Consider the following 25758-nt stretch of genomic DNA (forward strand, 5'->3'; position numbering starts at 1 on the left):
CCTCTGACCTCCGCCCGCGACCCCGGTGCGGCCGGGCCTCACGGTGCCGCCGCCGGGCTGTCGCAGAGGTCGTCCAGGACGAAGGCGTTCTCCTTCTCCTGGAGCTTCCGTTCCGCCTCCAGCTGGTCCAGCAGCCCCGGCAGGACCTTCTCCTTGTCCCCGGCGCCCAGGAACTCCAGGACGGCCCGGTAGAACGCGTCCCGCAGCGTCGGCGGCATGGCGTCCGAGGCGTCCATGCAGATCTGACGGGAGCCGTCGATCAGCCGCTGGACCGCCAGAGTGCTGCCGGACTGCGGGGTGCCGCCGACCGGGGTCCCGGGAAAGAACGGACGCTCGCCCGGCGGCGCTGCCTTCACCCAGTCCTCGCGAGCCTGGCGGGAGGTGAGCCGGCCGAGCAGGTCCCAGGCGGCAGCGCTGGGCCTGAAGACTGCCGCCATGTCGCCCGAGACCTCGTACGCGCCGTCCGCATCCGCCGACTTCATGCCGAGGAACCGGGCGGTCGGGGTGGGCAGCACCGGCGGCACCTCGTCGTCGTAGTGGCGGCGGATGAACGACCCCTGGTGCTCGTAGTCGCACCGGCCGCTCTTCAGCAGCCCGCGGCGGCCGTCCGGAAGCCGCTCGAAGGAGGAGTTGAGCCCCTCCGCGCCGAGGTCCCCCTTGCCGTCCGCGATCAGCTCCGCCCACTTCAGCCAGGCCGGCGCGGTCTTCTTCCACGGCATCCCGCCGGTCGCCCACCGCTCGTACTCCGTCGCGCCCATCTGCTGGAGCAGCAGATCCTCGACCCAGTCGGTGCCCGGCCAGCCCGATGTCGCCCCGGAACCCAGGCCGAGGCACCAGGGGCGCTCCCCGGTCGCCTGCCCGGCCGGCTTCCCGCGGCTCCACACCAGGGACTTGAGGTCGACCCTGACGGGCGCCCAGTAGGCGCGGGTACGGGCCTCGCCCTGCTCGTTCTCGACGGTGACCGTCGGGGCCCACGGCGGGACCGCGGCGCCCGACACCTCCTCCGGCAGCGGGTACGCATCCCCGGCGAGGGCGAACTCGGCCGCGTCCCCCGGGCTGTTGAGGATCGCCATGTCCGGTGGCGCGCCCGCCTGGAGCTGGGCGACGAGCGTCTCGCGCAACGACCGGGTGCCCTTGTACACATAGGTGAGACCCGTCCGCTTCTCCATGCTCCGCAGCACGTCCACGAACGGCTTCTCCTCGCCGTCCGTCCACGAGCCGAGGATGACCAGGGTGCGTTTCTCGGCCGGGTCGGAGCAGCCGCCCGCGGTCACCGCCGCCGCGGTCAGAAGGATGCAGGCGAACAGGGCCCTCAAGCGCTTCATGCGTCCGGGTACTTCCGTCGTGGGCGGGCGGGCGGATAGGGGCGGACGTAGAGGTAGAGGGTCACACCGCAGGCCAGCGCCCCGGTCCCGGCGGCGGCGGACGCGATGCCCGCCGTCAGCGACCAGGTGTCGGGGGTGGCGCCGCGCATCACCGTGTCCGTCCGATGTGCGGTGGCCTCGATCAGACGCGGCGCCTCACGGCCGGCGGTGATCCGCTCCAGTACGCCGAGGTCCCTGCGCACCTGGTCCTGTGCGCCGTGCTCCTCGACCCCGGCCGCCGCGAGCAGGACGGGGGTGACCAGCACGGGCACCGCGGCCGCCGCGAGCTGCACGCTCACCAGCCGCAGCCGGTCGCGCAGGAAGACCGAGGTGCCGACGAGGACGAACGCGAAGAGGGCGGTGGCGAGGGCCGCCGCGGCCGCGGCCGTGAGGGTCAGCGGGCTCCATGCCGCCAGGTCGTCGATCTCGTGGTGCAGGCCCCGCTCCAGCCCGGCTATGCGGTCGAGGATGGAGGTGGGCGGCGACTCGTCACTGTCGGACACCGTGCCCACGCGACCGCGGAGCATGTCGTCGGCGTAGGCGACACCGGCCTTGCGCAGCACGGGTGTCGCGCGGTGCCGCTCGGCCCAGGCGATCTTGTCCCCGTAGCCGACGACCAGGCCGGACACCACCCGCAACTCCTGCTCCTGCGCCTTGCGCAGGGCGCCGGACTGCGCGACGCGGCCGAGGCTCTGGGTGGCTTCCGTGAGCCGGGAGCGGTAGGTCTCGCCGAGCGCGACCATGCCCGGCCGGTCACCGGTGTTCAGCCGGGTACTGGCCTGCTCCTGGGCCAGTTCGAGCGAGGTGCGGGCGCGGGCCAGGTCCACCAGCGCCGGTGCGCACCGGTCCCGCAGCCGTTCCGTACGGTCGTGGATGTCGGTGTACGCGGCGCCCGAGAGCGCGAGGGCGACCACGGCGAGCGCCGGCAGCACCACCATCCGCCGGCGCAGGAATCCGGCGGTGGGGGTGCCGCCGCCCGCCCGTCCCGACGCCCGCAGCCACAGCTCGGGGAACAGCCGCCGCAGCGCGTGCAGCGCACGCACGGCGGCCGGCCGCAGCCGGGCGCGGGCCGCGCGCAGCCGCGGCGCGGCCCGGCTGCCCGGCCGGGACCGGATGGGCGCCTCCTCGGCCGCTTGGGGCGGCCGCAGCGCGGTCATGTCTCCTCCCCGGACGTCCGGGGCCGCCGCACCAGCTGGGGCAACCAGTCACCGGCGGGCCGGCGGGCACGTTCACGGGTGCGCCGGTCCCGCTGATGGCGCACGCCCAGCGGCCGGGTGCGGTACGCGTTGTCCAGCAGCGCCTCGGCCAGCGCGGCGTCCTCCGGGTCGTCGGTGCGGGGCACCTGTTTGGCGAGCCGGCGGTAGCAGGCGGACAGCTGCTCGCGCAGTTCCCGTTCGCTCGCCGGGACCGACGCCGCGGCGGGCAGCGCGGCCCGCAGCTCCGCCAGCGGGTCTACGGCCGTGCCCTTCTCCCGTGCGCCGCGGACCAGTTCGAGCAGCAGCTCCAGCAGTTCCGCGGTGAGCCGTTCGTACGCCTGCCTGTCGGTGAGTCCTTCGTGACTGACCAGCCGGCGCAGGGCGGCGTACGCCCGCACCGCGGACGCGGTGCTCGGCGCGGAGCCGTCCGCGGGCAGGCTCGCGTGGATGCGGACCATCGCGGTGCGGGCCGCGGTGCGGTGCCGGGAGTCCGGCGGGACACCGTCCAGCGAGGCGAGCGCGCGGTCGGGGCTGCGGCGCGCGAGATGGATGCGGGCGAGACCGAACGCGGCGCTGCCGAGAGCGTGGTTGCGCCGCCAGACCGCGTCGTAGAACCGCATGGCCTGCTCCTCGTGGTGGTCGCGCTGCTCCTCGTGCTCGGCGGTGCGCGGTTCGCCGGACCGCCACAGGTCGGCGAGCTTCTCGTGGCAGTAGCCGAGGGCGAGTTTGGGCGCGTACTCGCCGGGGATCGCGCTGTAGACCTCGTCGAAGCAGTTCAGGGCCTGGCGCAGCCGGCCGTGCGCGAGTTCGTTCAGGCCCTGGTGCCAGTCCAGCCGCCAGTCGAAGCGGGCGCGGTCGCCGAGCAGCCGGCGCGCCCGCTCCAGTTCCATCCCGGCGGCGACCAGATGCTTGTCGGGCTGCCGCGCCTGGTCACGGGCGAGCTCCAGATGCAACCGGCAGCGCAGCAGATGCAGTTCGGGCGAGCCCAGCCATTCGTCGCTGAGCTGGAGCAGTCCGGCCGGGTCGGCGTACGAGGTGCGCTGGAGCTCCTTCCAGTTGGGGTCCTCGCGGTCCGCCTTCGGCACCGGGAGCGCGACCGCGACCTCGGCGGGTCCCGGCACGCCCGCGCCGAGCGGCAGGGCGAGGCCGCCGCCGGAGCGCCAGCGCACGAGCGGCGGGGCCTGGCCGAGCTGGCCGTCGAGTGCCGAGGCCCCCGGGTCGAACAGCGGCGACGGCTCGAACGTCTCCTCGCCGAGCCGCAGTGAGCGCAACTCACGCAGGACACCGCGCAGTTGGAGAGACATCTCGTCGGCGGACGCGTAGCGCCGTTTGGGGTCGGGCGCCACCGCGCGGCGCAGGGCCCGCTCCAGCGACTCCGTGCCGAGATCGGCCGGGGGCGCCGGGGCCTTGGTGAGCAGGTCGCCGAGCACGGCGCCGACTCCGTACAGATCGCCCGCGGTGGTCATCTCCCCGCCGGGGCCGGTCTCCGGCGGCCGGTGGCTGACGGGACCCGGATCGCCCGGCTTGCGGACGCCCGCGACATCGATGAGCTTGATGCCGTTGCCGCAGTGCAGCACGTTCGTGAGGGAGAGGTCCCCGTAGACGAGGCCCTCCTGGTCGTGGAGGTAGCTGAGCGCGTCCAGGATCCGCAGCCCGTAGACGACGATGAACTCCCGCAGCCGCGGCCCGGAGAACGGCGGGTCGTGCTGGGCGATGCGTGCCGCGACCCACTCCAGCGGAGCGCCGTCGGCGAACTCCATCACGATGAACTCCGCCGAGGTCGACGGATGCCGGGCGTAGTTGACCACCCGGATGACCGACGGATGGTTGAGGCTGACCAGCCGCAGCCGCTCCCGGTGCGCCTGGAGCACCGCGACGGGATTGCCCGGGTCGAGGATGCCCTTCAGGGCCACCGGGCGATTGTCCAGCAGCAGATCGCGCGCCAGATAGACCTGGCCGTGGCTGCCCTGACCGAGCGGGCCCACCACCTCGTACTGCTGGTGCAGCCGGTCGCCGCCCGTCAGATGGTGTCCGGTGGACGCGATGACGAGCGCGTCCGGGTCGCGCACGGCCACGGACGGCAGATCGGTCAGCCCGTCGCCCGGGAGCTCCACGGCGAAGTCCCGCGGTCCCCGCGGCCCGGCGAGTGCCGCCTCGGCGTTCTCCGCCTCCAGCAGCGCGGTCTCGACGGCGACGGTGAGCTGGAACAGCGCCTGCGGGAGGGCCTTCGTGCCGTGCAGCGGGCCGCCTTCGCGCAGCCGCCGCAGTTCGTCCCGCAGCCGGCGTGACTGTTCCCCGGGAGGACGCGGGTGGGGGAGCGCCGCGGACGGCGGGAGGTGCCGTAAGCGCTGCTCGGTCTCGGCCAGCCTGGTCAGCCGGACCGCCAGCCGCTCGACGCGGGTGCCGGGCCAGCCCGCCTCCAGCAGCTCATCGCGCACCCGCTCCAGCAGCGGGGACTGCGGATCGCTGAAGACGAGGAGCAGCCGGCTGTCGTCCCGGGCGAGCACGGCGCGCAGCAGAGCCACCATCTCCTCGTCCGGCGACGCCGAGCGGTCGACGGCGAGGAACGCGGTGCTCAGCGGCGGGCTCTCCTCGGCGATGCGTTCCAGCAGCGCGGTACGCGAGCCGCCCGGGGACGGAGCCCTGTCGAGGCCGATGCGTTCGGCCGTCAGCCCGGCGAGCTCGTCGGCCGTGCGGTTGGTGGCGTCCACCGCGATGTCGATACCGCCGATCTGCGGCTCCCCCGCCGTGCTCCCGGAGGCGCAGGGCGGGCTCTGCTCCCGGTCGGCGAGGGTGAGGGCGCTGCGGATGGTGAACAGCAGCGCCTGCTCGCCCTCGCCCGCGAACAGCACCTCGACCGGGTCCGTGTCCGGTGCGCCGTCCAGCCAGTGCGTCATCCGGCGGTGCAGCCCCGGCACCCGGCCGGACGCGGTCCGTTCGGGCGCCACGGCGACACCGGCCGAGACGGCCTTGGGCCCGGTGACGGTGATCCCGAGCCGCTCCAGCGGCAGATGCTTGAGCACCGTCTCGGTCGGGATCATGTACGCGTGCTCGCGGCGGACCGGGGCCTTCGGTGTGCCGAACTGATGGGCCAGGATGCCGAGGAGGCGCCGCGACCCGCTGTGGACGACACCGCTGCCGCTGTAACCGTGGCGGACGGTGTAGGGCGCGCCCTCGGGGTCGAGCTGCACCCACTCCGCCCGGTGGCCGGGGCCGCCGCGCCCCATCAGCCGCGCGGTCAGATGCTCGCCGCCCGGCAGGTCCTCCGGGTAGCCGGTCAGATGGACGGGGTTGCCGGGCCCCGGCACCTGGCGGTGCAGCACGGCGTGCGGCACGGCCGGCTCGTGATCGAGCTTGAGCAGCGCGAGATCGCCGGCGAACTCGGTGGTGGGCTCGACCAGATACTCCTGGAGCACCCGCGCCCGCAGCGGCTCGGGCTCCGGTCCCGGGGCGGCCGGCACGTCGACGTACACGGTGTCGAAGGGGATGCGCCTGCCGTCCAGGCCGGGCCGGGACAGCACGGTGTGGGCGCAGGTCAGCACCAGTCCTCCGGGGAGCAGCACCCCCGCACCCAGCGGACGTCCGGAACGGTTCTGCGTACGGAACAGGCAGACCCGCCAACTTTCCTCTTGCGACGATGAGTTGGACGTACGCAACGGCTCCCTCATACTGCTCAACGATAACTACAGCGAACGGGGGGCGCGATGGCTGAGCGTGACGAAGGCGCGGTGGTGGGGCTCGCCGAGGTGATCGGCCAGGTCCGGGACGAGCTGGAGCAGGCACAGCTCGCGGGCGAGGGCCGTGATCTCAAGTTCAGCGTGGAGAGGGTGAACCTGGAGTTCGCGGTGCAGGTGCGGCGCGAGGGCAGTGGCCGCGCGGAACTGCGGATCGGCGTGCTCACCGCGGGCGGCGGTGGATCGGCGGCGCGCGACACCACGCACACGATCCAGATCGAGCTCAAGCCCCAGGGCCGGGGCGGGGACCCGAATCTGATGGTGGGCGGGGAGTAGGGCCCCCCGTCCGCACCTCGCGGTCCGCCGCGACTCAGAGTCTGCTCAGCGAGGCGGCGGCGAACAGGACGTCCCTGATCGCCTCGCGGTCGCCGTCCTGACCCGCGGCGGCCTCCTCCGGTGGCACATGACCGGCCACCAGCCGGCAGAACTCGACCGCGTCGAGCGCGACTTGGGCCACCGCGTGGTCGGGTGAGCCGATGGCGGCGGGGGAGTCCAGGGCGATGTACCAGTTCCCGCCGCCGGCGCCCTCGACCTCCAGATGCAGCGAGCGTCCCGGGGCGCCGGCCGCGACCAGATGTCTGGCCGGCCCGGCGAGACCGGCACGTCTGCGTCCGGCGAGTGCCGCGGGCAGCATCCGGGCCGCGAGGTCGATCATCCGGTTCAGATGGGACCCGCTCGGCGGGTCGTACGGATAGTCCACCGCGTCCGCGATGTCGTCGGCGTGTATCCAGCACTCGAAGGCGCGGTCGAGGAGGGAGTCCCGCAGCGGCAGCGCGAAGTCCCCGTACGACACGGACAGTTCGGCCACGCCGCGGCCCGCGAAGGAAACCGTGCGGATCAGGGTGTGGCTCTGGTCGCGCCACGGTTCGTGGACGGCGCGGGTGGCCGGTTCGTCCGCGCCCCAGAACGCCTCCGTGCGCTCGGTCGGCCCGCCGGCCGGTGTCCACCCCAGCGGATCGTCCAGACCGAGGGCGCCCGCCACCAGGCCGTCGACCGTCATCAGATGCCCGATGACCCCGGCGACGGTCGTCCGCCGGCTCGCCCCGCTCTCGCCCTCGAACCATTTGAGCCGGACCGGCGCATGCCACTCGGACTCGCCGATGTCCCGCAGCAGCGCGTCCAGCCGGGCGGTCTCGGCGTCGTACGGGTTGGCCCACGCCGGCACGGGGATACGGGCGGGCCTGCGGCCCAGGCAGTTCTCCAGCACCCGGAACCGCAGCAGCGGGTCGAGATCGAGGTCGCGGTCGGTGTGCAGCAGTCCGACGGCGTCCCGCAGCCGCAGCGCCTCCTCCGCGCAGGGGGCGCAGTCGCCGAGGTGCTCCTCGACGGCCGCGGTCTCCTCCGCGGAGCAGGCGGACAGTGCCCAGGCACCGAGCAGGGACTTGAGCACGCTGTGGGACAGCCGTTCCTCCGTCTTCTCCCCGCTCTCCCCGCTCTCCCCGCTCTGTCCGTCCTGCCCGGTCTCCGTGGGCGGCTCGGGCCGGGCGTCCTCCTCGGCCGGCGGCACGGTCAGATCCCGCGCCGCGAGGTCGTCCGCGGCCGTCCGGGGCCCGGGTATGCGGGGAGCGCCCCGCACCTCGTCGGGTGCGTCCTCGTCGTCGCCGCGGCCACCGTCCAGGGGCCCGTTCACAGGGAGCGTCCGTATCCGGGCGGGGAAGAGCCCTCCAGAGGGCGGGTGTGGGCGGTCGAGAGCAGTTGCAGGCCGAGCCGCAGCCGGCGCCGGGCCTCGTCCTCGGTGACCCCGAGGTCGGCGGCCGTCTGCCGGTAGTCCCTGCGCTGGAAGTACGCCAGCTCCAGCGCCGCGCGCAGCGGGGCGGGCATGGAGGTGACGATGTAGTCCGCGCGGGCCGCCACGGCCGCCCGGCGCACTTTCTGCTCCAGTTCCTCCGTGGAGCCCTCGCCGGCGTTCACCAGCGCGGCGGCCTCGGTCCGGCGCAGCCGGTGGACGGCCTGATTGTTGGTGAGCTTCGCCACCCAGGACCGCAGAGAGCCCTGTTTGGGGTCGTAGGCCTCCGGGTTCTCCCAGATGTAGCCGAAGACCTCGCGGGTCACCTGGTCGGCGGCGGTGTCGTCGTCCAGCACCCGATGGGCGAGCATGTGCACGAGCGAGGCGAACCTGTCGTAGAGCTCACCGAGCGCGGCGGCCTCGCCCCGCGCCAGCCGCTGCTGCATCCTGCGGTCCCAGCGCGGCGGTGTGTCCTTTGCCATGCGGCCCCCAAGCCTCGCCCCTGCGCACTGCCCCTGTGCCTGTCGCCTCTTCGAATGTAATGCGCCTGCACGAGGACGCACGCCCCTTTGCGTCAAGTGCGCCCCCGACGGGGTCCGCGAATGGTAGGGACTGACACCATCGTGGAACTGCCGCAATCTCGGTGTTTCGGGCCACGGGCGTTGGGAAGGCGGACAGGAAGCTCAGATTCCGGTACCCGCGGTACAGACGCAAGGACACCAGGAGAGGCTCCGATGGTGATGCTGAAGGTGGACGAGGACCGGCAGGGCGCGTGGACCGTGCTGCACGTCAGCGGGGAGCTCGATCTCGTGTCCTCACCGGTGGTCCGTCAGCATGTGCACGAGGCGGTGGCCGAGGGCCACCGGGACGTGGTGCTGGATCTCTCGGGCGTGCAGTTCTGCGATTCCAGCGGAGTGGGCGTACTGATCGCCTCCCGCCGGCTGCTGCACTCCTGCCGCGGCCGGCTGCGGCTGATACTGCCGGCCCGCGGCGCGGAGGAGGGTTCGCACGTCAACCGCGTGCTGGCCGCTCTCGGCGTGCGCCGGCTCTTCGACGTGTACGAGGACACCGAAGCGGCCACCGACGAGAAGGCCGCCCCCCTTTCCGCCTGACCCTCCGCCGACGGCTTCACCCGGGGTCTTTGCGCATGCCGCTTCCACGTAATTGGCCCAGTAGGTGCACACGCCAGCCGTCGGGGCCGTACTCTCCCCGCATGGACAGCGCACAGTACGAGCGCAAGATCGCGTCTCGCTTCGCCGCCTTCGACCAGGACGGCAACGGCTACATCGACCGTGAGGACTTCAGCGGGGCGGCCGCACGGCTGCTCGCCGAGTTCTCCACGACCGCACGCTCGGACAAGGGGCAGGCCTTGTACAGCGGCGCCGAGGCGTTCTGGCAGGGAATGGCGGGAATCGCCGATGTCGACGGGGACCAGCGGGTCACCCGCCAGGAGTTCGTCACCGGAGCGGTCAAGAGACTGCGTGACAATCCGCAGCGGTTCGCGGAGATCGCCCGCCCGTTCCTGCACGCCGTGATCGCCATCGCCGACGAGGACGGTCAGGGAGTCACCCCGTCCGCGGCGGAGCGGGTGATGCGGGTGCTGGGTGTGGACGAGTCGCGTGCCTCGCAGGCCGCGGCCGCGCTGGACGCGGACGCGGACGGACGGATCAGCGAGGAGGAGATCCTCACGGCGTTCGCGGCGTACTACGTCACGCCGGAGCACCCCTAGGGAGCCTGGGGATCCCTCTTACGCGAACCGTTCCCTGAGCTTGTACTTGAGCACCTTGCGCAGGGTCTCGTTCCGGGGGAGGGCGCTCACCACCTCCAGCTGCTCCGGCAGTTTGTACGTGGCCAGACCCTCCCCCCGCAGATACGACGTCACCGCGTCCAGCGTCAGCTCCGGAGCGCCCTCCGCCCGTTCCACGACCGCGCACACCCGCTCGCCGCGGTCCGCGTCCGGCAGCCCGATCACCGCCGCGTCGGCCACGCCCGGATGCCCGTGCAGCAGGTCCTCGATCTCCTGGGCCGAGATGTTCTCGCCCTTGCGGATGATGACGTCCTTCAGTCGTCCGGTGAGCACCAGATGGCCGCTCCCGGTGAGCCGGCCGAGGTCCCCGGTGATCAGGAAACCGTCGTCGTCGAAGACCTGAGCGGTCTGCGCCGGGTCCAGATACCCCTGGCAGACCGCCTCGCCGCGCAGCCGCACCTCGCCGTCGACGATGCGGATCTCCATGCCCTCCGGCGGACGGCCCTCGGTGGTGGCGAGGTTCTCGTCGGTGTCGTCGGGCGAGCCCATGGTGATCATCGGCACCTCGGTCATGCCGTAGCCGTGGGTGAGCCGGCAGCCCAGCTCGCGGACGACGGCGTGGTACAGCTCTGGCGGTTTCGGCGCACCGCCGCCGGCCAGCAGCCGCAGGGTGGGGATCAGCTTCTCGCCCGGCTGTTTGCGCTGCTCGGCGAGGAACATCGAGTAGAACGCCGTCGAGCCGCCCGCCGTCGTCACACCGTGCTTGCGGTAGTCGTCCAGGGCGTCGGGCAGGGCGAACGTCTCGAAGAGCACCGCGGGGAAGCCGTACAGCAGCAGCATCACCAGGTAGTCGGCGCCGCCGATGTGCGCGAAGGGAAAGGCGATGGACCCGACGTCGTCCTCGCTCAGACGCAGTGCGTGGGCCAGGCAGGAGCCGCCCGCGATCAGTGAACGGTCCGTGTGCAGTACGCCCTTGGGGTCGGACGTGGTCCCGGAGGTCCAGTAGATCCAGCGCACCTCACCGCCGTCGGCCGGGGGCGGCGGCAGCACGGCGGGGTCGCCGTCGGGCAGGGTGCCGTAGGCCTCGAAGGCTCCGCGGGCGCCGATCCGTTCCGCCATCGCGGTGTGGTCGAATCCCCGCCACCGGCCCGGTACGGCGAAGTGCTCCGCCTCGGCCGCGTGCAGCGCGAAGGCGACCTCGCGATCCCGGTAGAAGGGGATCACGGGCGACTGCACCGCGCCGAGCCGGGCGAGCGCCATGGAGAGAAGCACCGTCTCGATCCGGGTGGGGAGCTGCCAGGCGACCACGGTGCCGGGCCGCACTCCGCGCTCGGACAGTCCGGCCGCGACCCGTTCGGCCCGGTCGCACAGTCCGCCGAAGGTCAGGGCGCGGTCGCCCTGGATCAGCACCGGCCGGTCGGGGGTGAGTGCGGCCCTTCGCCGCAGGAGGTCCCACAGCGTGCGGGATGCGGCGAGAGCGTGCGCGGTCTCGTTCATGGGGCCGTACGACCTCCAGACCTGACGGGCAGTCAGACAGTGGCGAGAGCGTAGAGCTCTCCGCCTTGTCGGTCCAGGGGTGCGGGGCTAGCCTGCTTTCTGACGAACCATCAGATACGGCATCGGGTACGGCATCGGCTTCCACACCGGACACGGCTTTCTCCCGGGCACGGCGGAGGGGACACCATGGCTGAACTTCCTCGGATCGTCAGCGTCGACGACCATGTGATCGAACCGGCACACCTCTTCGAGACCTGGCTCCCCGCGAAGTACCGCGACCGGGGCCCGAGGCCGCTCACCGCGGGCATCGGCGAACTGGCCTACGTCGCCGGCAAGTACCGGATCACCATGGACCCGGACGGCCCGCCGACCGACTGGTGGATCTACGAGGATCTGAAGTTCCCGTACAAGCGGAACATCGCGGCGGTCGGCTTCGACCGCGACGAGATGACCCTCGACGGCATCACCCGCGCCGAGATGCGCCCCGGCTGCTGGGACCCCAAGGAACGCCTGAAGGACATGGACCTCAACCATGTCGAGGCCTCGCTCTGCTTCCCCACCTTCCCCCGGTTCTGCGGGCAGACGTTCGCTGAGGCGCACGACAAGGAGGTGGCCCTCGCCTGTGTGCGCGCCTACAACGACTGGATGGTGGAGGAGTGGTGCGGCGACAGCGGCGGCCGGCTGATCCCGCTGTGCATCATCCCGCTGTGGGACATCGAGCTCGCCGTCGCGGAGATCAGGCGCAACGCGGCGCGGGGCGTCCGGGCCGTGACGTTCTCCGAGATCCCGACCTACCTCGGGCTGCCCTCGATCCACTCCGGGTACTGGGACCCGTTCTTCGCGGCCTGCCAGGAGACCGGGACGGTCGTGAACATGCACATCGGTTCGTCCTCGCAGATGCCGGCCGCGTCCCCCGACGCACCGCCCGCCGTGCAGGCCTCGCTCAGCTTCAACAACGCCATGGCCTCGATGATGGACTTCCTCTTCAGCGGCGTGCTGGTGAAATTCCCCCGGCTGAAGCTGGCGTACAGCGAGGGCCAGATGGGCTGGATCCCCTACGCGCTGGAGCGCGCGGACGACGTGTGGGAGGAGCACCGGGCTTGGGGCGGGGTGCGCGACCTGATCCCCGAGCCGCCCTCGACCTACTACTACCGGCAGATGTTCTGCTGCTTCTTCCGCGACAAGCACGGCATCGCCTCGCTCGACGTCGTCGGCCGGGACAACGCCACCTTCGAGACCGACTATCCGCACGTCGACTCGACCTTCCCGCACACCAAGGAGGTCGCGCTCGACCACGTCAAGGGCCTCGACGACGAGACCATCCACAAGCTGATGCGGGGCAACGCGATCCGGATGCTGGGCCTGGACCTCGACTGATGGACCTCACGTACACGGCGGAGGAGGAGGCCTTCCGGACCAGGCTGCGTGACTGGCTCGCCACCTCGCTGCCCACCCTGCCGCCCGCGCCGTCCCCGGACGACTGGCCGGGACGGCGGGCGTACGACACCGCATGGCAGCGGCTGCTGTACGACGCGGGCTACGGCGAGGTGCATTGGGACGCGGCCCCGACGCGGCGGCTGATCTTCCTGGAGGAGACGGAACGCGCCGGGGCGCCCTATGTCGGCGCGAACTTCGTGGGTCTGCTGCACGCGGGACCGACGATCGCGGCGGACGGCACGGCCGAGCAGCGGCAGCGCTGGCTGCCGCCGATCCTGCGCGGAGACGAGATCTGGTGCCAGGGCTTCAGCGAGCCGGACGCCGGGTCCGACCTCGCGTCCCTGCGGACGAAGGCCGTCCGCGACGGCGACAGTTACGTCGTCACCGGCTCCAAGATCTGGACCTCGCACGCCGAGGTCGCCGACTGGTGCGAGCTGCTCGTCCGCACCGGCCCCGGCAACCCGAAGCACCGGGGCATCACCTGGCTCGCCATGCCCATGGACGCGCCCGGGATCACCGTACGTCCGCTGCGCACCCTCGCGGGGTCGGCCGAGTTCGCCGAGGTGTTCCTCGACGAGGTCAGGGTGCCCGTCGCGAACCGAATCGGTGAGGAGAACGACGGCTGGCGCGTCACGATGGTCACCCTGTCCTTCGAACGCGGCACCGCCTTCGTCGGCGAGGTCGTGGCCTGCCGCCGCACCCTCGGCGAACTGGCCGCGGCGGCCCGCGGGAACGGCCGCTGGGACGACCCGGCCCTGCGCCGCCGGCTGGGCCGCCTGCACGCCGAGTTCGGGGCGCTGTGGCGGCTGATCCAGTGGAACGTGAGCGAGTCCCAGGCGACGGGCCAAGTGCCGGGCGTCGGCGGGTCCGTCTTCAAACTGCGCTACTCCCATGCGCGTCAGGAGCTCTACGAGGCGGCGGCCGAGGTGCTCGGCCCGGACAGCCTGGATCTGTCCCACGCGTGGACGCAGGAGCGGCTCTCGTCGCTGTCGTACACGATCGCCGCGGGTACCTCCCAGATCCAGCAGAACATCATCGCCGAGCGCATCCTCGGCCTGCCGAAGGGCCGGTGACAGTGGACTTCCAACTCACCTCCGAGCAACGGGCATTGCGGTCGGGCGTACGAGAGGTGCTGTCCCGCCTGCTGCCCGGGGACCCGCTGCCCGCACCCCGGCCGGACCGCGCGCTGTGGCGGGAGCTCGGGCGGGCCGGGTTCTTCTCGCTGCGGCTGGAGGAGAAGGAGGGCGGTGCCGGCTGCGGGCTTCCCGAGGCAGTCCTCGCCTTCGAGGAGGCGGGCCGGACCCTGCTGCCCGGCCCTCTCGTCGCCACCCACCTCGCCGCCGGAACGGTGGAGGGCGCCGCGACCGGCGAGACGGTCGTGACCCGGGTCGACGGAGTTCTGGTTCCGTGGCTGGACGCGGCCGACCAGGTGCTCGGGGACGCCACCGGAGCCGTACCGCTGCGGTCGGTCGATCCGCTCACCCCGCTGCACCGCGTGCCCCGGCCCGCCTCCGCCGCCGAGGGCGCGCACGACGGCGTGGCCGCGCTCCTCACGGCCGCCGAACAGCTCGGCAGCGCCGCGTGCACCACCGATCGTGCCGTACGACACGCCATGCAGCGCGAGCAGTTCGGGCGTCCGGTCGGTGGCTTCCAGGCAGTCAAGCATCTGTGTGCCCAGATGCTCGTACGCACGGAACTCGCGCGCAGCGCCGTCTACGCGGCCGCCGTCACCGGGGACCGGACGGAGATCGCGGGGGCCAAACTCCTCGCGGACGACGCCGCCGTGCGCAATGCCCGCGACTGCGTCCAGGTGCACGGCGGCATGGGCTTCACCTGGGAGGCCGGCCTCCATCTGCATCTCAAGCGGGCGTGGGTCCGGGCGCAGTTGTGGCCGACCGCCGAGGAGGCGGCGGACATCCAGGCGGAGGCGCTCGCCGCGCCGTCGTGATGCGTCACCCAGCGTCGATACCGGGTTGTGTCCTTCGGGTGTCTCGTCACGGGCCGTTGCCGGGCCGGGCCTCCGGTACGCTCCGTCAGATGCGAGTGGTTCCGAGGCGGGGCGGTCACGGTGTTGCCGGTGCGGTGGCTCCGAGCCCGGGAATGTGCGCCGCTCGTCCCCCTGAGGGACGGGTCGCGAGCCTCTGTTCGACTCCCCGCAGCGTGCGTCGCACAGTATGCACCACGGGTACTCCTTCGCGCTGGAATATGCCCGAAGCGCTTGTTGCGGTGACTGTACGTCAACCATGCTGTCTCGTACGTGAGTCACGTTCGGTGACCTGGTCGAGGACCCTGTCGAGGCGCGAGGCGATGTGTCCGCCGGTTCGGATGGTGTGAGCGGTGCAGGTGCTTCAGGTTCAGTTGGAGGTCGGGCCCGATCCCGCGGAGGTGAGCCGGGCCCGTAGATGGGCTCGCTCACGACTCGTCGGATCGGGCATAGGGGACGACGAACCGCTCGCCGACACCCTGATTCTGCTGATCTCCGAGCTGGTCACCAACGCCGTTGTGCACACCGGCTGTCCGGCCGTCCTGCGCATGCTCTTCGGCTCGGGGGTCGCCGAGGCAGGCACGGTGCGGGTGGAGGTCGCCGACATCAGCGCCCGCCCGCCGCAGCCGCGGCGCGCCGAGGGCCAGGACACCGGCGGTCGCGGGCTCGAACTCGTCGACGGGCTCGCCGATCGGTGGGGCTGGCAGCGCGAGGGCACCGGCAAGTCCATCTGGTGCGAGGTCGACCGCTGTGCGGCAGCGGCGCCGGCCGTCCGGTTCGAGCGGGGGGCGCGAGGCTTCGCGACCGCGCAGCAGTAGCGGCCGCTCCGTCGCGGATCGCTTCACGGGCCTCTGTTCACGGGACCTGGTCAACGGGCCTCCGCTCGCGGGGCCCCTGGTTCGCGCAGCTCCCGTCTCCGATGCCCGGTGCGGCATGGCCACGACGCCGGCAGGGGCGCGCTTGCGGCACGGGCGGTGGCTTTCGTACGGCCGCGGGCTCTTTGCACGGTCGCGGTCACCGCACGAACGCCGCCGCCCCCCGGGTCATGAGCACGGTCCCCGGCACGGTCACAGGACGGCGACCGGTGCGACGGGCGTCCCCGTACCGCCGACGAACGGTTCGGGCATCGCGGAGAGCAGGAACGCGTAGCGCTTTTCTTGTGCACAGGCTGTGGACAAACTTTCCAGGTTCCAGTTCTGGCCCTGCAACATGCCCATCTCGACCAGATCGAGGGCGTGCACCGCCAGCCACAGATCCTCGATCTCGGGCGGGAAGATCTCGAAGGTGAGGGTGTCGTTGGCGACGGCCGCGACATCGTGGGCGTGGAACCACTCGGGCGTCCGCACGGACAGCCCCGGTGACGGATACCCGTAGCCGTGCTTGTCTCCGCCGAGGGCGAGCTGGATCTGACCCGTCCGTACGAGCACGATGTCGCCCGCCCGGACGGTGACATCGCCGAAGTCCGCGGCCTCCTCCAGGTCCTCCGGTGTCACGGCGTGGTCGCCGGGCAGCCGGTCAAGCCCCTTCGCGCGGGCGACGTCGAGCAGCACGCCCCGGGAGACGACGTACGGGATCTTGTCGATGCCGCTGAACCGGGCGCGGGTGTGCGCCGTCACGGTGTCGGCGGGCCGGCCGTTGTAGATGCGCCCCGAGTGGGAGGCATGGGTCAGGGCGTCCCAGTGGGTCGCCGCCTGGAGCCCCATCGTCACGACATCGTCGCTGGTCGCGACCGTGCCCGGGCCGAACAGCTCCTGGTTGATCTGGACCATGGCGTGCAGCGGGTTCACCCGGCCCGGGATCAGGCCGGTCTGGATGCCGTCCTGGTGGAGGGGGAGGGCCAGCGGGACGCGACGGCCGGTGCGGACGGTTGCGGCAGCGGCTCTGACGGTCTCGTCGGTGATCAGGTTGAGGGTGCCGATCTCGTCGTCCTCACCCCAACGGCCCCAGTTGTTGACGCGTTTGGCGATCTCGTGGAACTCCGCTGACAGGGACATCGCGCCTCCTGGGGCTTGTGCTCGACCGTCCGGCTGACCGTAGAATCTAACGGACCGTCAGAAACCGCGGGAAGGGGCCGATGTGGGGAACTTCTTGGCAGGCAAGGTCGTCGCCGTGACAGGCGCCGGACGCGGCATCGGGCGCGCTGTCGCACTGGCCGCCGCTACGGAGGGCGCGCGGGTCGTCGTCAACGACCACGGCGTCCCGGTCGGGGGCGGCGAGCCGGAGTCCGAGGTCGCCGCGTCGGTCGTCAAGGAGATCGAAGCGGCGGGCGGTTCGGCCGTCGCCGTGGCCGACGACATCGCCACGATGGCCGGCGGGCAGCGGCTCGTGGACATCGCGCTCGCCGAGTACGGACGGATCGACGGCGTCGTGTGCGTGGCGGGCATCCTGCGCGAGCGGATGCTCTTCAACATGTCCGAGGAGGAGTGGGACCCGGTCGTCGCGACGCATCTGAAAGGCACCTTCACCGTCTTCCGCGCGGCATCGGCCGTGATGCGGAAACAGGGATCGGGCACGCTGATCGGCTTCACCAGCGGGAACCACCAGGGATCGGTGGCGCAGGCGAACTACTCGGCGGCCAAGGGCGGCATCATCTCGCTCGTCCGCAGCGCGGCACTCGGGATGCACAAGTACGGGGTCACGGCCAACGCGGTCGCACCGGTCGCCCGCACCAGGATGTCCGCGAACGTGCCCATGGAACTCAAGGAGATCGGCGAACCGGAGGACGTCGCGGCGCTGGTGGTCTATCTGCTCTCCGAGCGCGCGCGCGAGGAGCGGATCACCGGGCAGGTCTACACGGTCGCCGGCCCCAAGATCGCGGTGTGGGCGCAGCCGAGGGAGCTGCGCGCCGCCTACGCCGACGGGCCGTGGACGCCTGAGCGGATCGCGGACTTCCTGCCGGGGACGGTGGGCGTGGACCCGATGCCGATGCTGGCGCTCCTGGAGGATCAGGCGCGGGCCGCGGCCGAGGGGAAGCGGCCCAACGTGTGAGAGAGCCGGGCCCCTCACCGGCGCCCGGCACGTCGTCGCCACAACGGGAGGTCCGCATGGACGACCAGGCGTTCCGGGAGAAGGCCCGCACCTGGCTGGAGAAGCATCTCGGCGCGGGCCACCCCGAAGGGCGGGCCTGGGAGCGTGAGCTCGGGCGGGACGGCTGGGTCGGGCTCGGATGGACCGAGGACGGGTACGGAAACCGCCGTGCCGGACTCGTCCAGCAGGTCGTCTGGGCCGAGGAGTACGCCCGCTCCCGCGCCCCCTCCCGCGTCGGCCACATCGGCGAGAACCTTCTCGGTCCCACCCTCATCGCCTTCGGCACGAAGGAGCAGAAGGACCGGTTCCTGCCCGCGGTCGCCCGGGGCGAGGAGCTGTGGTGCCAGGGCTACAGCGAGCCCGGCGCCGGGTCCGATCTCGCCGGGGTCCGGACGCGCGCGGTCCGCGAGGGCGGCACGTACCGGATCAGCGGCCAGAAGATCTGGACCTCCCTCGCCCAGGACGCCGACTGGTGCTTCGTCCTCGCGCGGACCGAACCGGGCTCCGCCCGGCACCACGGCCTGTCCTTCCTCCTCGTTCCGATGGACCAGCCGGGCCGCATCCAGGTACGGCCCATCCGGCAGATGACCGGCACGAGCGAGTTCAACGAGGTCTTCTTCGACGGCGCGAGTGCCCGCGCCGAGCATCTCGTCGGCGGCGAGGGCGACGGCTGGCGCGTCGCCATGGGGTTGCTCGCCGTGGAGCGGGGGGTGTCGACGCTCGTCCAGCAGATCGGGTTCGAGGAGGAACTGGGGCGGGTGATCCGGGTCGCCGTGGCGAACGGCGCCGCCTGTGACCCCGTCGTCCGGGACCGTCTCGTACGCCAGTGGGCCGAGCTGCGCACCATGCGGTGGAACGCCCTGCGCACCCTCGGATCGCCGCACGACCGCCCCGGAGCCGCCGCGGCCGTCGGCGCCCCCAGCGTCGCCAAACTGCTGTGGGGCGGCTGGCACCAGCGCCTCGGCGAACTGGCGATGGCGGTACGGGGTGCGGGTGCGGCCATCGGCCCCGGGGACTGGAGCGCCGAGAGCCCCTACGAACTCGACGCGTACCAACGGATGTTCCTCTTCAGCCGGGCCGACACCATCTACGGCGGTTCGGACGAGATCCAGCGCAACATCATCGCCGAGCGTGTACTCGGCCTGCCGAGGGAACCCAGGGAGCCGAGATGAGAGGCGTCGTCTTCGACGGCACACAGCCCCAGGTGGTCGACGATCTGGAGGTACGGGACCCGGGTCCCGGCGAGGTCCTGGTGGCGATCGCCGCCGCCGGGCTGTGCCACAGCGATCTGTCGGTGATCGACGGCACCATCCCCTTCCCCACGCCGGTGGTGCTCGGCCACGAGGGCGCGGGCGTCGTCGAGGCGGTCGGCGCGGGCGTCGCCCACGTCGGGCCGGGGGACCATGTCGCGCTCTCCACGCTCGCCAACTGCGGTGCCTGCACGGACTGCGACCGCGGCCGCCCCACGATGTGCCGCTCGGCGATCGGCCGGCCCGGCAGGCCCTTCAGCCGCGGCGGCGAACCGCTGTTCCAGTTCGCCTCCAACTCCGCCTTCGCGGAACGCACCGTCGTCAAGGCCGTCCAGGCGGTGAAGATCCCCTCCGACATCCCCCTGACGTCCGCGGCCTTGATCGGCTGCGGCGTCCTGACGGGCGTCGGAGCCGTACTGAACCGGGCGAGGGTCGACCGGGGCGAGAGCGTCGTCGTCGTCGGCACCGGCGGTATCGGGCTCAACGTCCTGCAGGGCGCGCGGATCGCGGGGGCGTCCACGGTCGTCGCGGTGGACTCCAACCCGGCGAAGGAGGAGGTGGCACGGCAGTTCGGAGCGACGCACTTCCTAGCGTCGGCCGAGGGCGTACGCCCGATCCTGCCGACCGGCGCCGACCATGTCTTCGAATGCGTCGGCAGCACCGCGCTGATCCGGCAGGCGATCGACCTGCTGGACCGGCACGGACAGGCGATCCTGCTCGGCATGCCGGCGGCGACGGCGGAGGCGTCGTTCGTCCCGGCGGCGATGTTCCTGGACAAGTCCATTCTGGGCTGCCGCTACGGCTCGTCCCGCCCGCAGCACGACATCGCCCTGTACGCCGATCTGTACCGGCAGGGCCGGTTGCTGCTGGACGAACTGGTCACCGAGACCTATCCGGTGGAGGACTTCGCGAAGGCCGCGGACGACGCGCACCACGGACGGGTGGCACGCGGGGTGCTCACCTTCTGAGCGGCGGCGGGCGGTCTCCTTCCGGCCGTCCGCCGTCCCTCAGCCCGCGCCCGTTCCGGCCCGGAACGTCCGCCGGTACACGGTCGGCGCGACGCCGAGAATCGCCTGCAGATGCTGGCGCATCGACTGGGCCGTACGGAACCCGGCGTCCCGGGCCACCTGGTCGACCGAGAGGTCCGTGGACTCCAGCAGATGCCGGGCCCGCTCCACGCGCTGCTGCGTGAGCCACTGGCCCGGACTGACACCGACCTCCTCGCGGAACCGGCGCGTGAAGGTCCGTACGCTCATCGACTCCCTCTCGGCCATGTCCCGCAGCTGGATCGGCTCGTGCAGGCGGCCGAGCGCCCAGCCGCGAGCGGTGGTCGTCGTCGCCGACTGGGCCTCGGGGAGGGGGCGTTCGATGTACTGCGCCTGTCCGCCGTCGCGGTGCGGGGGTACGACGGTCCGGCGCGCGACGTCGTTGGCGACGGCGGTGCCGTGGTCCCGCCGCACGATGTGCAGACACAGGTCGATGCCGGCGGCCACGCCCGCCGAGGTGAGGACGTCGCCGTCGTCGATGAACAGGACGTTCGCGTCGACGCGGACGGACGGGAAGAGCCGCTGGAAGTGCCGGGCGGAGGACCAGTGGGTGGTGGCCGGACGGTTGTCGAGGAAGCCGGCCGCTGCGAGGACGTAGCCGCCGGTGCAGATGGAGACGAGGCGGGTGCCGGGCCGGATGTGCGCGAGGGCGGCGGCGAGTTCCCCGGTGAGCCGGCCCTCCTCGTACACCGGGCCCAGCTCGTACGAGGCGGGGATCACCACGGTGTCGGCGGTGGCGAGTGCCTCGGGGCCGTGCTCGACGTGGATGTCGAAGTCGGCGTCGGTACGGACGGGGCCCGGCCGGACCGAGCAGGTGACGATCTCGTACAGATGACGGCCCTGCGGGTCCTTGGCGCGGCCGAAGATCCGGTGCGGGATACCCAGCTCGAAGGGGAGCAACCCGGTGAGGGCGAGAACGACCACGCGGTGGCGCGGGTGCGCTGCTGCCATGTCCATGGCCCGATCCTATCGAACCCTGTCCTCCGGGCCACTCGTTGCGCCCGGGGCGGCCGTCGGATGCTGTACCGCGTGACCGAGACCTCTCTGCCGCCCACCGGCCCCCGGCTGCTTCGGCCCCGTGTCCACCGCGCCTGGTTCGTGGCCGCCGTCACCTTTGTGACGATCATCGGCGCCGCGGCCTTCGCCTCCCTGCCGGGCCTGCTGATCGACCCGCTGCACGAGGAGTTCGACTGGTCGCGCGGCATGATCGGCTTCGCCGTCTCGGTCAACCTCGCCCTCTACGGGCTGACCGCGCCGTTCGCCGCCGCGCTGATGGACCGGTTCGGCATCCGCCGGGTGGTCGCGGTCGCCCTCACGGTGATCGCGGTCGGCTCCGGGCTCACGGTCTTCATGACGACGTCCTGGCAGCTCGTCCTCTTCTGGGGTGTCCTCGTCGGCCTCGGCAGCGGTTCGATGGCGCTGGCGTTCGCCGCGACGGTCACCAATCGCTGGTTCGTGAAGCGCCGCGGCCTGGTCACCGGCATCCTCACCGCGGCCGGCGCCTCCGGCCAACTCGTCTTCCTTCCGCTGCTGTCCTGGCTGGTGGAGCACCACGGCTGGCGCCCGGCGTCGATCACCGTCGCGCTCTCGGCGCTCGCCGTGGTGCCCTTCGTCTGGCTGCTGCTGCGGGACCACCCGGCGGACGTGGGGACGTCGGCGTACGGCGCGGAGGGCTTCACGCCCAAGCCGGAGCCGGTGCCGGGGGCGGCCCGCCGTGCGGTGACGGTGCTGTTCAAGGCGGCCCGCACCGGGCCGTTCTGGCTGCTGGCGGGGACCTTCGCGATCTGCGGCGCGTCCACGAACGGCCTGGTGAAAACCCACTTCGTGCCCGCGGCCCACGATCACGGCATGCCGATCACGGCCGCCGCGTCCCTGCTCGCGGTGATCGGGGTCTTCGATGTGGTCGGCACGATCGCCTCGGGCTGGTTCACCGACCGCTTCGAGGCACGCCGACTGCTGGCGGTGTACTACGCGCTGCGGGGCGTGAGCCTGCTCTTCCTCCCCATGCTGCTCGCGCCCTCGGTCCAGCCGCCGATGCTGTTCTTCATCGTCTTCTACGGCCTGGACTGGGTGGCGACGGTCCCGCCGACGATCGCGCTGTGCCGGGAGCACTACGGCGAGGACAGCGCCATCGTGTTCGGCTGGGTGCTCGCCTCGCACCAGTTGGGCGCGGCGGTCGTCGCCTTCGCGGGCGGTGTGGCACGGGACGTCTTCGGCTCCTACGACGTGGTCTGGTACGCCTCCGGCGCGCTGTGCGCGGCAGCGGCGCTGATGGCGCTGGTGATCCGGCGCAAGCAACTGCCGGTGCTCACCGCGGTGTCGGTGCCGGCGGAGAAGCCGGCGAGCGACCAGGTCACGGGCTGAACCGGCCGAACCTCCCGCGGTGGAACAACAGCGGCGCGCCGTCCTCGGCCGCGCCGAGCGCCGCGATCCGTCCCACGACGATCAGGTGGTCGCCGCCGGTGTGCACGCTCCGCACGGTGCAGTCGACCCAGGCCGGCACCCCGTCCAGCAGCGGCGACCCGGTCACGGGAGCGGGCCGGTGCGCGACCCCGGCGAACTTGTCCGCACCGCTCACGGCGAACCCGCGGCACAGGAGCCCCTGCTCCTCGCCGAGGATGTTGACGCAGAAGGCCCCGGCCCGGGCGATCCGCGGCCAGGTGGTCGACGTCCGCCCGACCATGAAGACGACGAGCGGCGGATCGAGCGACAGCGAGGCGAACGACTGACACGCGAACCCGGCGGGCCCGTGCTCGTCCCGCGCGGTGACGACGGTGACCCCGGTCGCGAAGTGCCCGAGCACCCGCCGGAACTCCCCGGGCTCTACGGCGAGCCGCTCGTCGTCCCGCACGGCGCGCAGGTCGGGCCGCGGGAGGGCCTCGTACGGCTCGGTGGCTGTGGGCGCGCCGACGGACCGGAGATAACGGACGGCGGTGGCGGCCATGGCTGCGTGTCCCATCACACCTCCATTGAACCTGACGCTCCGTCAGATGTGAACCCTGTCGTCAGGTCGGGCCCGGACGCCTGAGCCTTGGGATCCGGAGCCGAACGCACCTGTTCGGTACGGGTGGGGTGGATGTGTGGAGCTTCGCCCCACGGCCCCGGCCGGCGCGGAGGCTTCGCGCCGCATCCCGTCCTGCTGCCGAACAGGCTCGGCTTCGCGTGTGCCCGCACCGCAACGGGTCTCGTCCTCGACCGCGCGGGAGGGGGCGTGCAGGGTCGGCCCCGCAGGGGATCGGCGGCAACACCCGGGTGCTCAATGCGAGGAACCTGTACGCCGCCGACCCCGAGGAGTCGAGCCCGGAGGGCCCCCGGACCCGACGCCGGACAAGAACCCGAGGCCCAAGCACCTCGCCCGGCCCCCCGGACCCGCCACCGGACAAGCACCCGAGGCCCAAGCACCTCGCCCGGCCCCCCGGACCCGCCACCGGACAAGCACCCGAGGCCCAAGCACCCGCACCCGCCCCCGCATCCCGCGTGACCCGCCTCTCACCCCCGCTTCCCCGCTTGTCTGTGCAACGAGTTGCATAGAAGGATCGGGACACCCTCAATCCCGGAAAGCCCTGGAAGGCGACCCCATGGCCGACGCCCTGCTGTTCAACCCGCGCACGTACGACCCCGCGCACTTCGACCCGGAGACCCGCAGGCTCCTGCGGGCCACCGTCGACTGGTTCGAGGACCGTGGGAAGCGGCGGTTGATCGAGGACTACCGGTCCCGCGCCTGGCTCGCCGACTTCCTCGCGTTCTCCGCCAAGGAAGGGCTGTTCGCCACCTTCCTCACGCCCGCGTCCGCCGCCGGACCCGGGCAGCAGGACCAGCGCTGGGACACCGCCCGGATCGCCGCGCTCAACGAGATCTTCGGGTTCTACGGGCTCGACTACTGGTACGCGTGGCAGGTGACCATCCTCGGTCTCGGACCCGTCTGGCAGAGCGGCAACGCCGCCGCCCGCACCCGCGCCGCCGAGCTCCTCTCCCAGGGCGAGGTCTTCGCCTTCGGGCTGTCCGAGCGGTCCCACGGCGCCGACATCTACTCCACCGACATGCTGCTGACGCCCGACGGCGACGGCTTCCGGGCCAGTGGCTCCAAGTACTACATCGGCAACGGCAACGCCGCCGGACTCGTCTCCGTCTTCGGCCGCCGCACCGACATCGAGGGCCCGGACGGGTACGTCTTCTTCGCCGCCGACAGCCGCCACCCGGCGTACCGGCTCGTCCAGAACGTCGTCGACTCCTCCAAGTACGTCAGCGAGTTCCGGCTGGAGGACTACCCGGTCGGCCCGGACGACGTCCTGCACACCGGACGCGCCGCGTTCGACGCCGCGCTCAACACCGTCAACGTCGGCAAGTTCAACCTGTGCACCGCCTCCATCGGCATCTGCGAGCACGCGATGTACGAGGCCGTCACCCACGCGCACAATCGCATCCTCTACGGCCGTCCCGTCACCGCCTTCCCGCACGTGCGCCGCGAGCTGGCCGACGCCTACGTCCGGCTCGTCGGCATGAAGCTGTTCAGCGACCGCGCCGTCGACTACTTCCGCTCCGCGGGCCCCGACGACCGCCGCTATCTGCTGTTCAACCCGATGACGAAGATGAAGGTGACCACGGAGGGCGAGAAGGTCATCGACCTGATGTGGGACGTCATCGCCGCCAAGGGCTTCGAGAAGGACACGTACTTCGCCCAGGCCGCCGTCGAGATCCGCGGACTGCCCAAGCTGGAGGGCACGGTCCACGTCAACCTCGCGTTGATCCTCAAGTTCATGCGCAACCACCTGCTGGACCCGGCCGCGTACGAGCCCGTCCCCACCCGCCTCGACGCGGCCGACGACGCCTTCCTCTTCCGGCAGGGACCGGCCCGTGGACTGGGTTCCGTCCGCTTCCACGACTGGCGCACCGCCTACGACGCCTACGCCGCGGTGCCGAACGTCGCCCGCTTCCGCGAACAGGCCGACGCGCTCTGCGAGTTCGTCGAGACCGCGGGCCCCGGTGAGGAGCAGAGCCGCGACCTCGACTTCCTGCTCGCCGTCGGCCAGTTGTTCGCGCTGGTCGTGCACGGACAGCTGATCCTGGAGCAGGCGCGTCTGACGGACGTGGACGAGGACGTGCTGGACGAGCTGTTCTCGGTACTCGTACGGGACTTCTCCGCGCACGCCGTCGAGCTGCACGGCAAGGACTCCGCGACGCAGGAGCAGCAGCAGTGGGCGATCGGCGCGGTCCGGCGCCCGGTGGTCGACGAGGCCCGCTCGGCGCGTGTGTGGGCGCGGGTGGAGGCCCTGGCGGGCTCGTACGAGATGGCGCCGTAACGACGTGTCACGCAGGCAAGCCACAGCGGCGCGGGGGGACTGGGAGTGCCGGGCGGGGCGGCGCCCGGCACGGGGCCGCAGCGGCGCGGTGCGCGGATCACCGGCCGGGCAGAGCACCCCGGCCGGCACCGGGACCTGGTACGCCCGGCCCGGGACCCAGCCGGAACGCCGAGCGCTGCGCGACCTCACTCCCGCCCGGCCCGCTGCTCGGCGGGGCGAGGGTCTCGGCCTAGCTCGGCTCGGAGTCCAAGGACGGTGTCCCGCAGGCTGTTCGGCGTCGGTGGCGACCGCAACTCTCACGGCCCTTCCACAACAGACAACTGACGCTCCTTGCGGGGCTACACCTAAAATGCCGTCCACAAGCGGGCACCGCCGGGGAAAGGAAACTCGTGGTGCGGGAGTGCTGGTTCTGCCGGGAGGCCACACCGCCGTCATGGCACGACCGCGTCC

Annotated in this window: 21 protein-coding genes; 12 read left to right on the forward strand and 9 right to left on the reverse strand. The window is 72.1% G+C overall.

The window, feature by feature from the left end:
- Nucleotides 1-38: 38 nt before the first annotated feature.
- The 3 genes from ABTX78_RS24695 to ABTX78_RS24705 are packed head-to-tail and all read right to left on the reverse strand — an operon-like array spanning nucleotide 39 to nucleotide 6228.
- Nucleotides 39-1325 (reverse strand): extracellular solute-binding protein, encoded by a 1287-nt coding sequence (locus tag ABTX78_RS24695; protein ID WP_352208965.1) that lies wholly within the window; start codon nucleotides 1323-1325, stop codon nucleotides 39-41.
- Nucleotides 1322-2521, reverse strand: coding sequence for a GlnX family signal transduction membrane protein (locus ABTX78_RS24700; protein ID WP_352208966.1), 1200 nt, complete (start codon nucleotides 2519-2521; stop codon nucleotides 1322-1324). Before ABTX78_RS24700 ends, ABTX78_RS24695 begins: the two co-directional genes overlap by 4 nt.
- Nucleotides 2518-6228, reverse strand: a complete 3711-nt coding sequence (locus tag ABTX78_RS24705; RefSeq protein ID WP_352208967.1) for a tetratricopeptide repeat protein — start codon at nucleotides 6226-6228, stop codon at nucleotides 2518-2520. Before ABTX78_RS24705 ends, ABTX78_RS24700 begins: the two co-directional genes overlap by 4 nt.
- A 36-nt stretch (nucleotides 6229-6264) precedes the next feature.
- Between ABTX78_RS24705 and ABTX78_RS24710 the strand changes: the two genes are divergently transcribed.
- Nucleotides 6265-6570 (forward strand): trypco2 family protein, encoded by a 306-nt coding sequence (locus tag ABTX78_RS24710; RefSeq protein WP_352208968.1) that lies wholly within the window; start codon nucleotides 6265-6267, stop codon nucleotides 6568-6570.
- Nucleotides 6571-6604: 34 nt separating this feature from the next.
- Here the strand turns inward: ABTX78_RS24710 and ABTX78_RS24715 are convergent, their stop codons facing one another.
- Both ABTX78_RS24715 and ABTX78_RS24720 read right to left on the reverse strand, forming a co-directional pair.
- Nucleotides 6605-7924 carry a zf-HC2 domain-containing protein gene (locus ABTX78_RS24715; RefSeq protein WP_352208969.1) on the reverse strand — a complete coding sequence of 440 codons (1320 nt, stop codon included), beginning with the start codon at nucleotides 7922-7924 and terminating at the stop codon, nucleotides 6605-6607.
- The gene (locus ABTX78_RS24720) at nucleotides 7921-8502 is read right to left on the reverse strand and encodes a sigma-70 family RNA polymerase sigma factor (RefSeq protein WP_352208970.1); all 582 of its coding nucleotides are present in this window, start codon (nucleotides 8500-8502) and stop codon (nucleotides 7921-7923) included. The genes ABTX78_RS24715 and ABTX78_RS24720 overlap by 4 nt, the downstream gene beginning before the upstream one ends.
- 255 nt (nucleotides 8503-8757) lie before the next feature.
- Here ABTX78_RS24720 and ABTX78_RS24725 point away from each other — a divergent pair, with 255 nt between their 5' ends.
- Both ABTX78_RS24725 and ABTX78_RS24730 read left to right on the forward strand, forming a co-directional pair.
- Nucleotides 8758-9132, forward strand: coding sequence for an STAS domain-containing protein (locus tag ABTX78_RS24725; RefSeq protein ID WP_340477889.1), 375 nt, complete (start codon nucleotides 8758-8760; stop codon nucleotides 9130-9132).
- Between the two features lie 101 nt (nucleotides 9133-9233).
- Nucleotides 9234-9749 carry an EF-hand domain-containing protein gene (locus ABTX78_RS24730; protein WP_352208971.1) on the forward strand — a complete coding sequence of 172 codons (516 nt, stop codon included), beginning with the start codon at nucleotides 9234-9236 and terminating at the stop codon, nucleotides 9747-9749.
- Between the two features lie 18 nt (nucleotides 9750-9767).
- On the opposite strand, the gene ABTX78_RS24735 is transcribed toward ABTX78_RS24730, so the two are convergent.
- On the reverse strand, nucleotides 9768-11264 hold the full coding sequence (locus ABTX78_RS24735) for a class I adenylate-forming enzyme family protein (RefSeq protein WP_352208972.1): 1497 nt from the start codon (nucleotides 11262-11264) through the stop codon (nucleotides 9768-9770).
- Between the two features lie 186 nt (nucleotides 11265-11450).
- Between ABTX78_RS24735 and ABTX78_RS24740 the strand changes: the two genes are divergently transcribed.
- The 4 genes from ABTX78_RS24740 to ABTX78_RS24755 all read left to right on the forward strand — a co-directional run bounded on the left by ABTX78_RS24740 (nucleotide 11451) and on the right by ABTX78_RS24755 (nucleotide 15503).
- The gene (locus ABTX78_RS24740; protein WP_352208973.1) at nucleotides 11451-12641 is read left to right on the forward strand and encodes an amidohydrolase family protein; all 1191 of its coding nucleotides are present in this window, start codon (nucleotides 11451-11453) and stop codon (nucleotides 12639-12641) included.
- Nucleotides 12641-13774 (forward strand): acyl-CoA dehydrogenase family protein, encoded by a 1134-nt coding sequence (locus tag ABTX78_RS24745; protein WP_352208974.1) that lies wholly within the window; start codon nucleotides 12641-12643, stop codon nucleotides 13772-13774. Before ABTX78_RS24740 ends, ABTX78_RS24745 begins: the two co-directional genes overlap by 1 nt.
- Before the next feature lie 2 nt (nucleotides 13775-13776).
- Nucleotides 13777-14649 carry an acyl-CoA dehydrogenase family protein gene (locus tag ABTX78_RS24750; protein ID WP_352209018.1) on the forward strand — a complete coding sequence of 291 codons (873 nt, stop codon included), beginning with the start codon at nucleotides 13777-13779 and terminating at the stop codon, nucleotides 14647-14649.
- A gap of 389 nt (nucleotides 14650-15038) precedes the next feature.
- The gene (locus ABTX78_RS24755) at nucleotides 15039-15503 is read left to right on the forward strand and encodes an ATP-binding protein (protein ID WP_352208975.1); all 465 of its coding nucleotides are present in this window, start codon (nucleotides 15039-15041) and stop codon (nucleotides 15501-15503) included.
- 249 nt (nucleotides 15504-15752) lie between these two features.
- Here ABTX78_RS24755 and ABTX78_RS24760 read toward each other — a convergent pair whose 3' ends face one another.
- A complete protein-coding gene (locus ABTX78_RS24760) occupies nucleotides 15753-16679 on the reverse strand; it encodes a cyclase family protein (RefSeq protein ID WP_352208976.1) in 927 nt (308 codons plus the stop codon).
- An 82-nt stretch (nucleotides 16680-16761) separates the two neighbouring features.
- On the opposite strand from ABTX78_RS24760, the gene ABTX78_RS24765 reads away from it, so the two are divergent.
- Genes ABTX78_RS24765 through ABTX78_RS24775 form a run of 3 tightly spaced genes read left to right on the forward strand, consistent with a single transcriptional unit; the run spans nucleotide 16762 to nucleotide 19930 of the window.
- Complete coding sequence (locus tag ABTX78_RS24765) at nucleotides 16762-17673, forward strand: SDR family oxidoreductase (RefSeq protein WP_352208977.1); 912 nt, start codon at nucleotides 16762-16764, stop codon at nucleotides 17671-17673.
- Between the two features lie 56 nt (nucleotides 17674-17729).
- Nucleotides 17730-18884, forward strand: coding sequence for an acyl-CoA dehydrogenase family protein (locus tag ABTX78_RS24770; protein ID WP_352208978.1), 1155 nt, complete (start codon nucleotides 17730-17732; stop codon nucleotides 18882-18884).
- Nucleotides 18881-19930, forward strand: coding sequence for a Zn-dependent alcohol dehydrogenase (locus tag ABTX78_RS24775; RefSeq protein ID WP_352208979.1), 1050 nt, complete (start codon nucleotides 18881-18883; stop codon nucleotides 19928-19930). Before ABTX78_RS24770 ends, ABTX78_RS24775 begins: the two co-directional genes overlap by 4 nt.
- 39 nt (nucleotides 19931-19969) lie before the next feature.
- Here ABTX78_RS24775 and ABTX78_RS24780 read toward each other — a convergent pair whose 3' ends face one another.
- Nucleotides 19970-20965, reverse strand: coding sequence for a GlxA family transcriptional regulator (locus tag ABTX78_RS24780; protein ID WP_502993951.1), 996 nt, complete (start codon nucleotides 20963-20965; stop codon nucleotides 19970-19972).
- Between the two features lie 60 nt (nucleotides 20966-21025).
- Here ABTX78_RS24780 and ABTX78_RS24785 point away from each other — a divergent pair, with 60 nt between their 5' ends.
- Nucleotides 21026-22372 (forward strand): MFS transporter, encoded by a 1347-nt coding sequence (locus ABTX78_RS24785; RefSeq protein WP_352208980.1) that lies wholly within the window; start codon nucleotides 21026-21028, stop codon nucleotides 22370-22372.
- Here ABTX78_RS24785 and ABTX78_RS24790 read toward each other — a convergent pair.
- Entirely contained in the window at nucleotides 22362-22952 is a 591-nt protein-coding gene (locus ABTX78_RS24790) for a flavin reductase family protein (protein ID WP_352209020.1), read from the reverse strand. The two genes, ABTX78_RS24785 and ABTX78_RS24790, sit on opposite strands and share 11 nt — an antisense overlap.
- Nucleotides 22953-23586: 634 nt before the next feature.
- Between ABTX78_RS24790 and ABTX78_RS24795 the strand changes: the two genes are divergently transcribed.
- Entirely contained in the window at nucleotides 23587-25308 is a 1722-nt protein-coding gene (locus tag ABTX78_RS24795; RefSeq protein ID WP_352208981.1) for an acyl-CoA dehydrogenase family protein, read from the forward strand.
- Nucleotides 25309-25758: the final 450 nt, after the last annotated feature.

The organism is Streptomyces sp. NPDC096193 (genome assembly GCF_040302905.1).
In the GTDB taxonomy this organism is placed as follows: domain Bacteria; phylum Actinomycetota; class Actinomycetes; order Streptomycetales; family Streptomycetaceae; genus Streptomyces.

Bases quoted from the DNA above. Each gene is read 5' to 3' on its own strand.
- ABTX78_RS24695 (WP_352208965.1), bottom strand. From the start codon at position 1,325: ATGAAGCGCTTGAGGGCCCTGTTCGCCTGCATCCTTCTGACCGCGGCG.
- ABTX78_RS24700 (WP_352208966.1), bottom strand. From the start codon at position 2,521: ATGACCGCGCTGCGGCCGCCCCAAGCGGCCGAGGAGGCGCCCATCCGG.
- ABTX78_RS24705 (WP_352208967.1), bottom strand. From the start codon at position 6,228: ATGAGGGAGCCGTTGCGTACGTCCAACTCATCGTCGCAAGAGGAAAGT.
- ABTX78_RS24710 (WP_352208968.1), top strand. From the start codon at position 6,265: ATGGCTGAGCGTGACGAAGGCGCGGTGGTGGGGCTCGCCGAGGTGATC.
- ABTX78_RS24720 (WP_352208970.1), bottom strand. From the start codon at position 8,502: ATGGCAAAGGACACACCGCCGCGCTGGGACCGCAGGATGCAGCAGCGG.
- ABTX78_RS24730 (WP_352208971.1), top strand. From the start codon at position 9,234: ATGGACAGCGCACAGTACGAGCGCAAGATCGCGTCTCGCTTCGCCGCC.
- ABTX78_RS24735 (WP_352208972.1), bottom strand. From the start codon at position 11,264: ATGAACGAGACCGCGCACGCTCTCGCCGCATCCCGCACGCTGTGGGAC.
- ABTX78_RS24740 (WP_352208973.1), top strand. From the start codon at position 11,451: ATGGCTGAACTTCCTCGGATCGTCAGCGTCGACGACCATGTGATCGAA.
- ABTX78_RS24745 (WP_352208974.1), top strand. From the start codon at position 12,641: ATGGACCTCACGTACACGGCGGAGGAGGAGGCCTTCCGGACCAGGCTG.
- ABTX78_RS24760 (WP_352208976.1), bottom strand. From the start codon at position 16,679: ATGTCCCTGTCAGCGGAGTTCCACGAGATCGCCAAACGCGTCAACAAC.
- ABTX78_RS24770 (WP_352208978.1), top strand. From the start codon at position 17,730: ATGGACGACCAGGCGTTCCGGGAGAAGGCCCGCACCTGGCTGGAGAAG.
- ABTX78_RS24775 (WP_352208979.1), top strand. From the start codon at position 18,881: ATGAGAGGCGTCGTCTTCGACGGCACACAGCCCCAGGTGGTCGACGAT.
- ABTX78_RS24780 (WP_502993951.1), bottom strand. From the start codon at position 20,965: ATGGACATGGCAGCAGCGCACCCGCGCCACCGCGTGGTCGTTCTCGCC.
- ABTX78_RS24785 (WP_352208980.1), top strand. From the start codon at position 21,026: ATGCTGTACCGCGTGACCGAGACCTCTCTGCCGCCCACCGGCCCCCGG.
- ABTX78_RS24790 (WP_352209020.1), bottom strand. From the start codon at position 22,952: ATGGCCGCCACCGCCGTCCGTTATCTCCGGTCCGTCGGCGCGCCCACA.
- ABTX78_RS24795 (WP_352208981.1), top strand. From the start codon at position 23,587: ATGGCCGACGCCCTGCTGTTCAACCCGCGCACGTACGACCCCGCGCAC.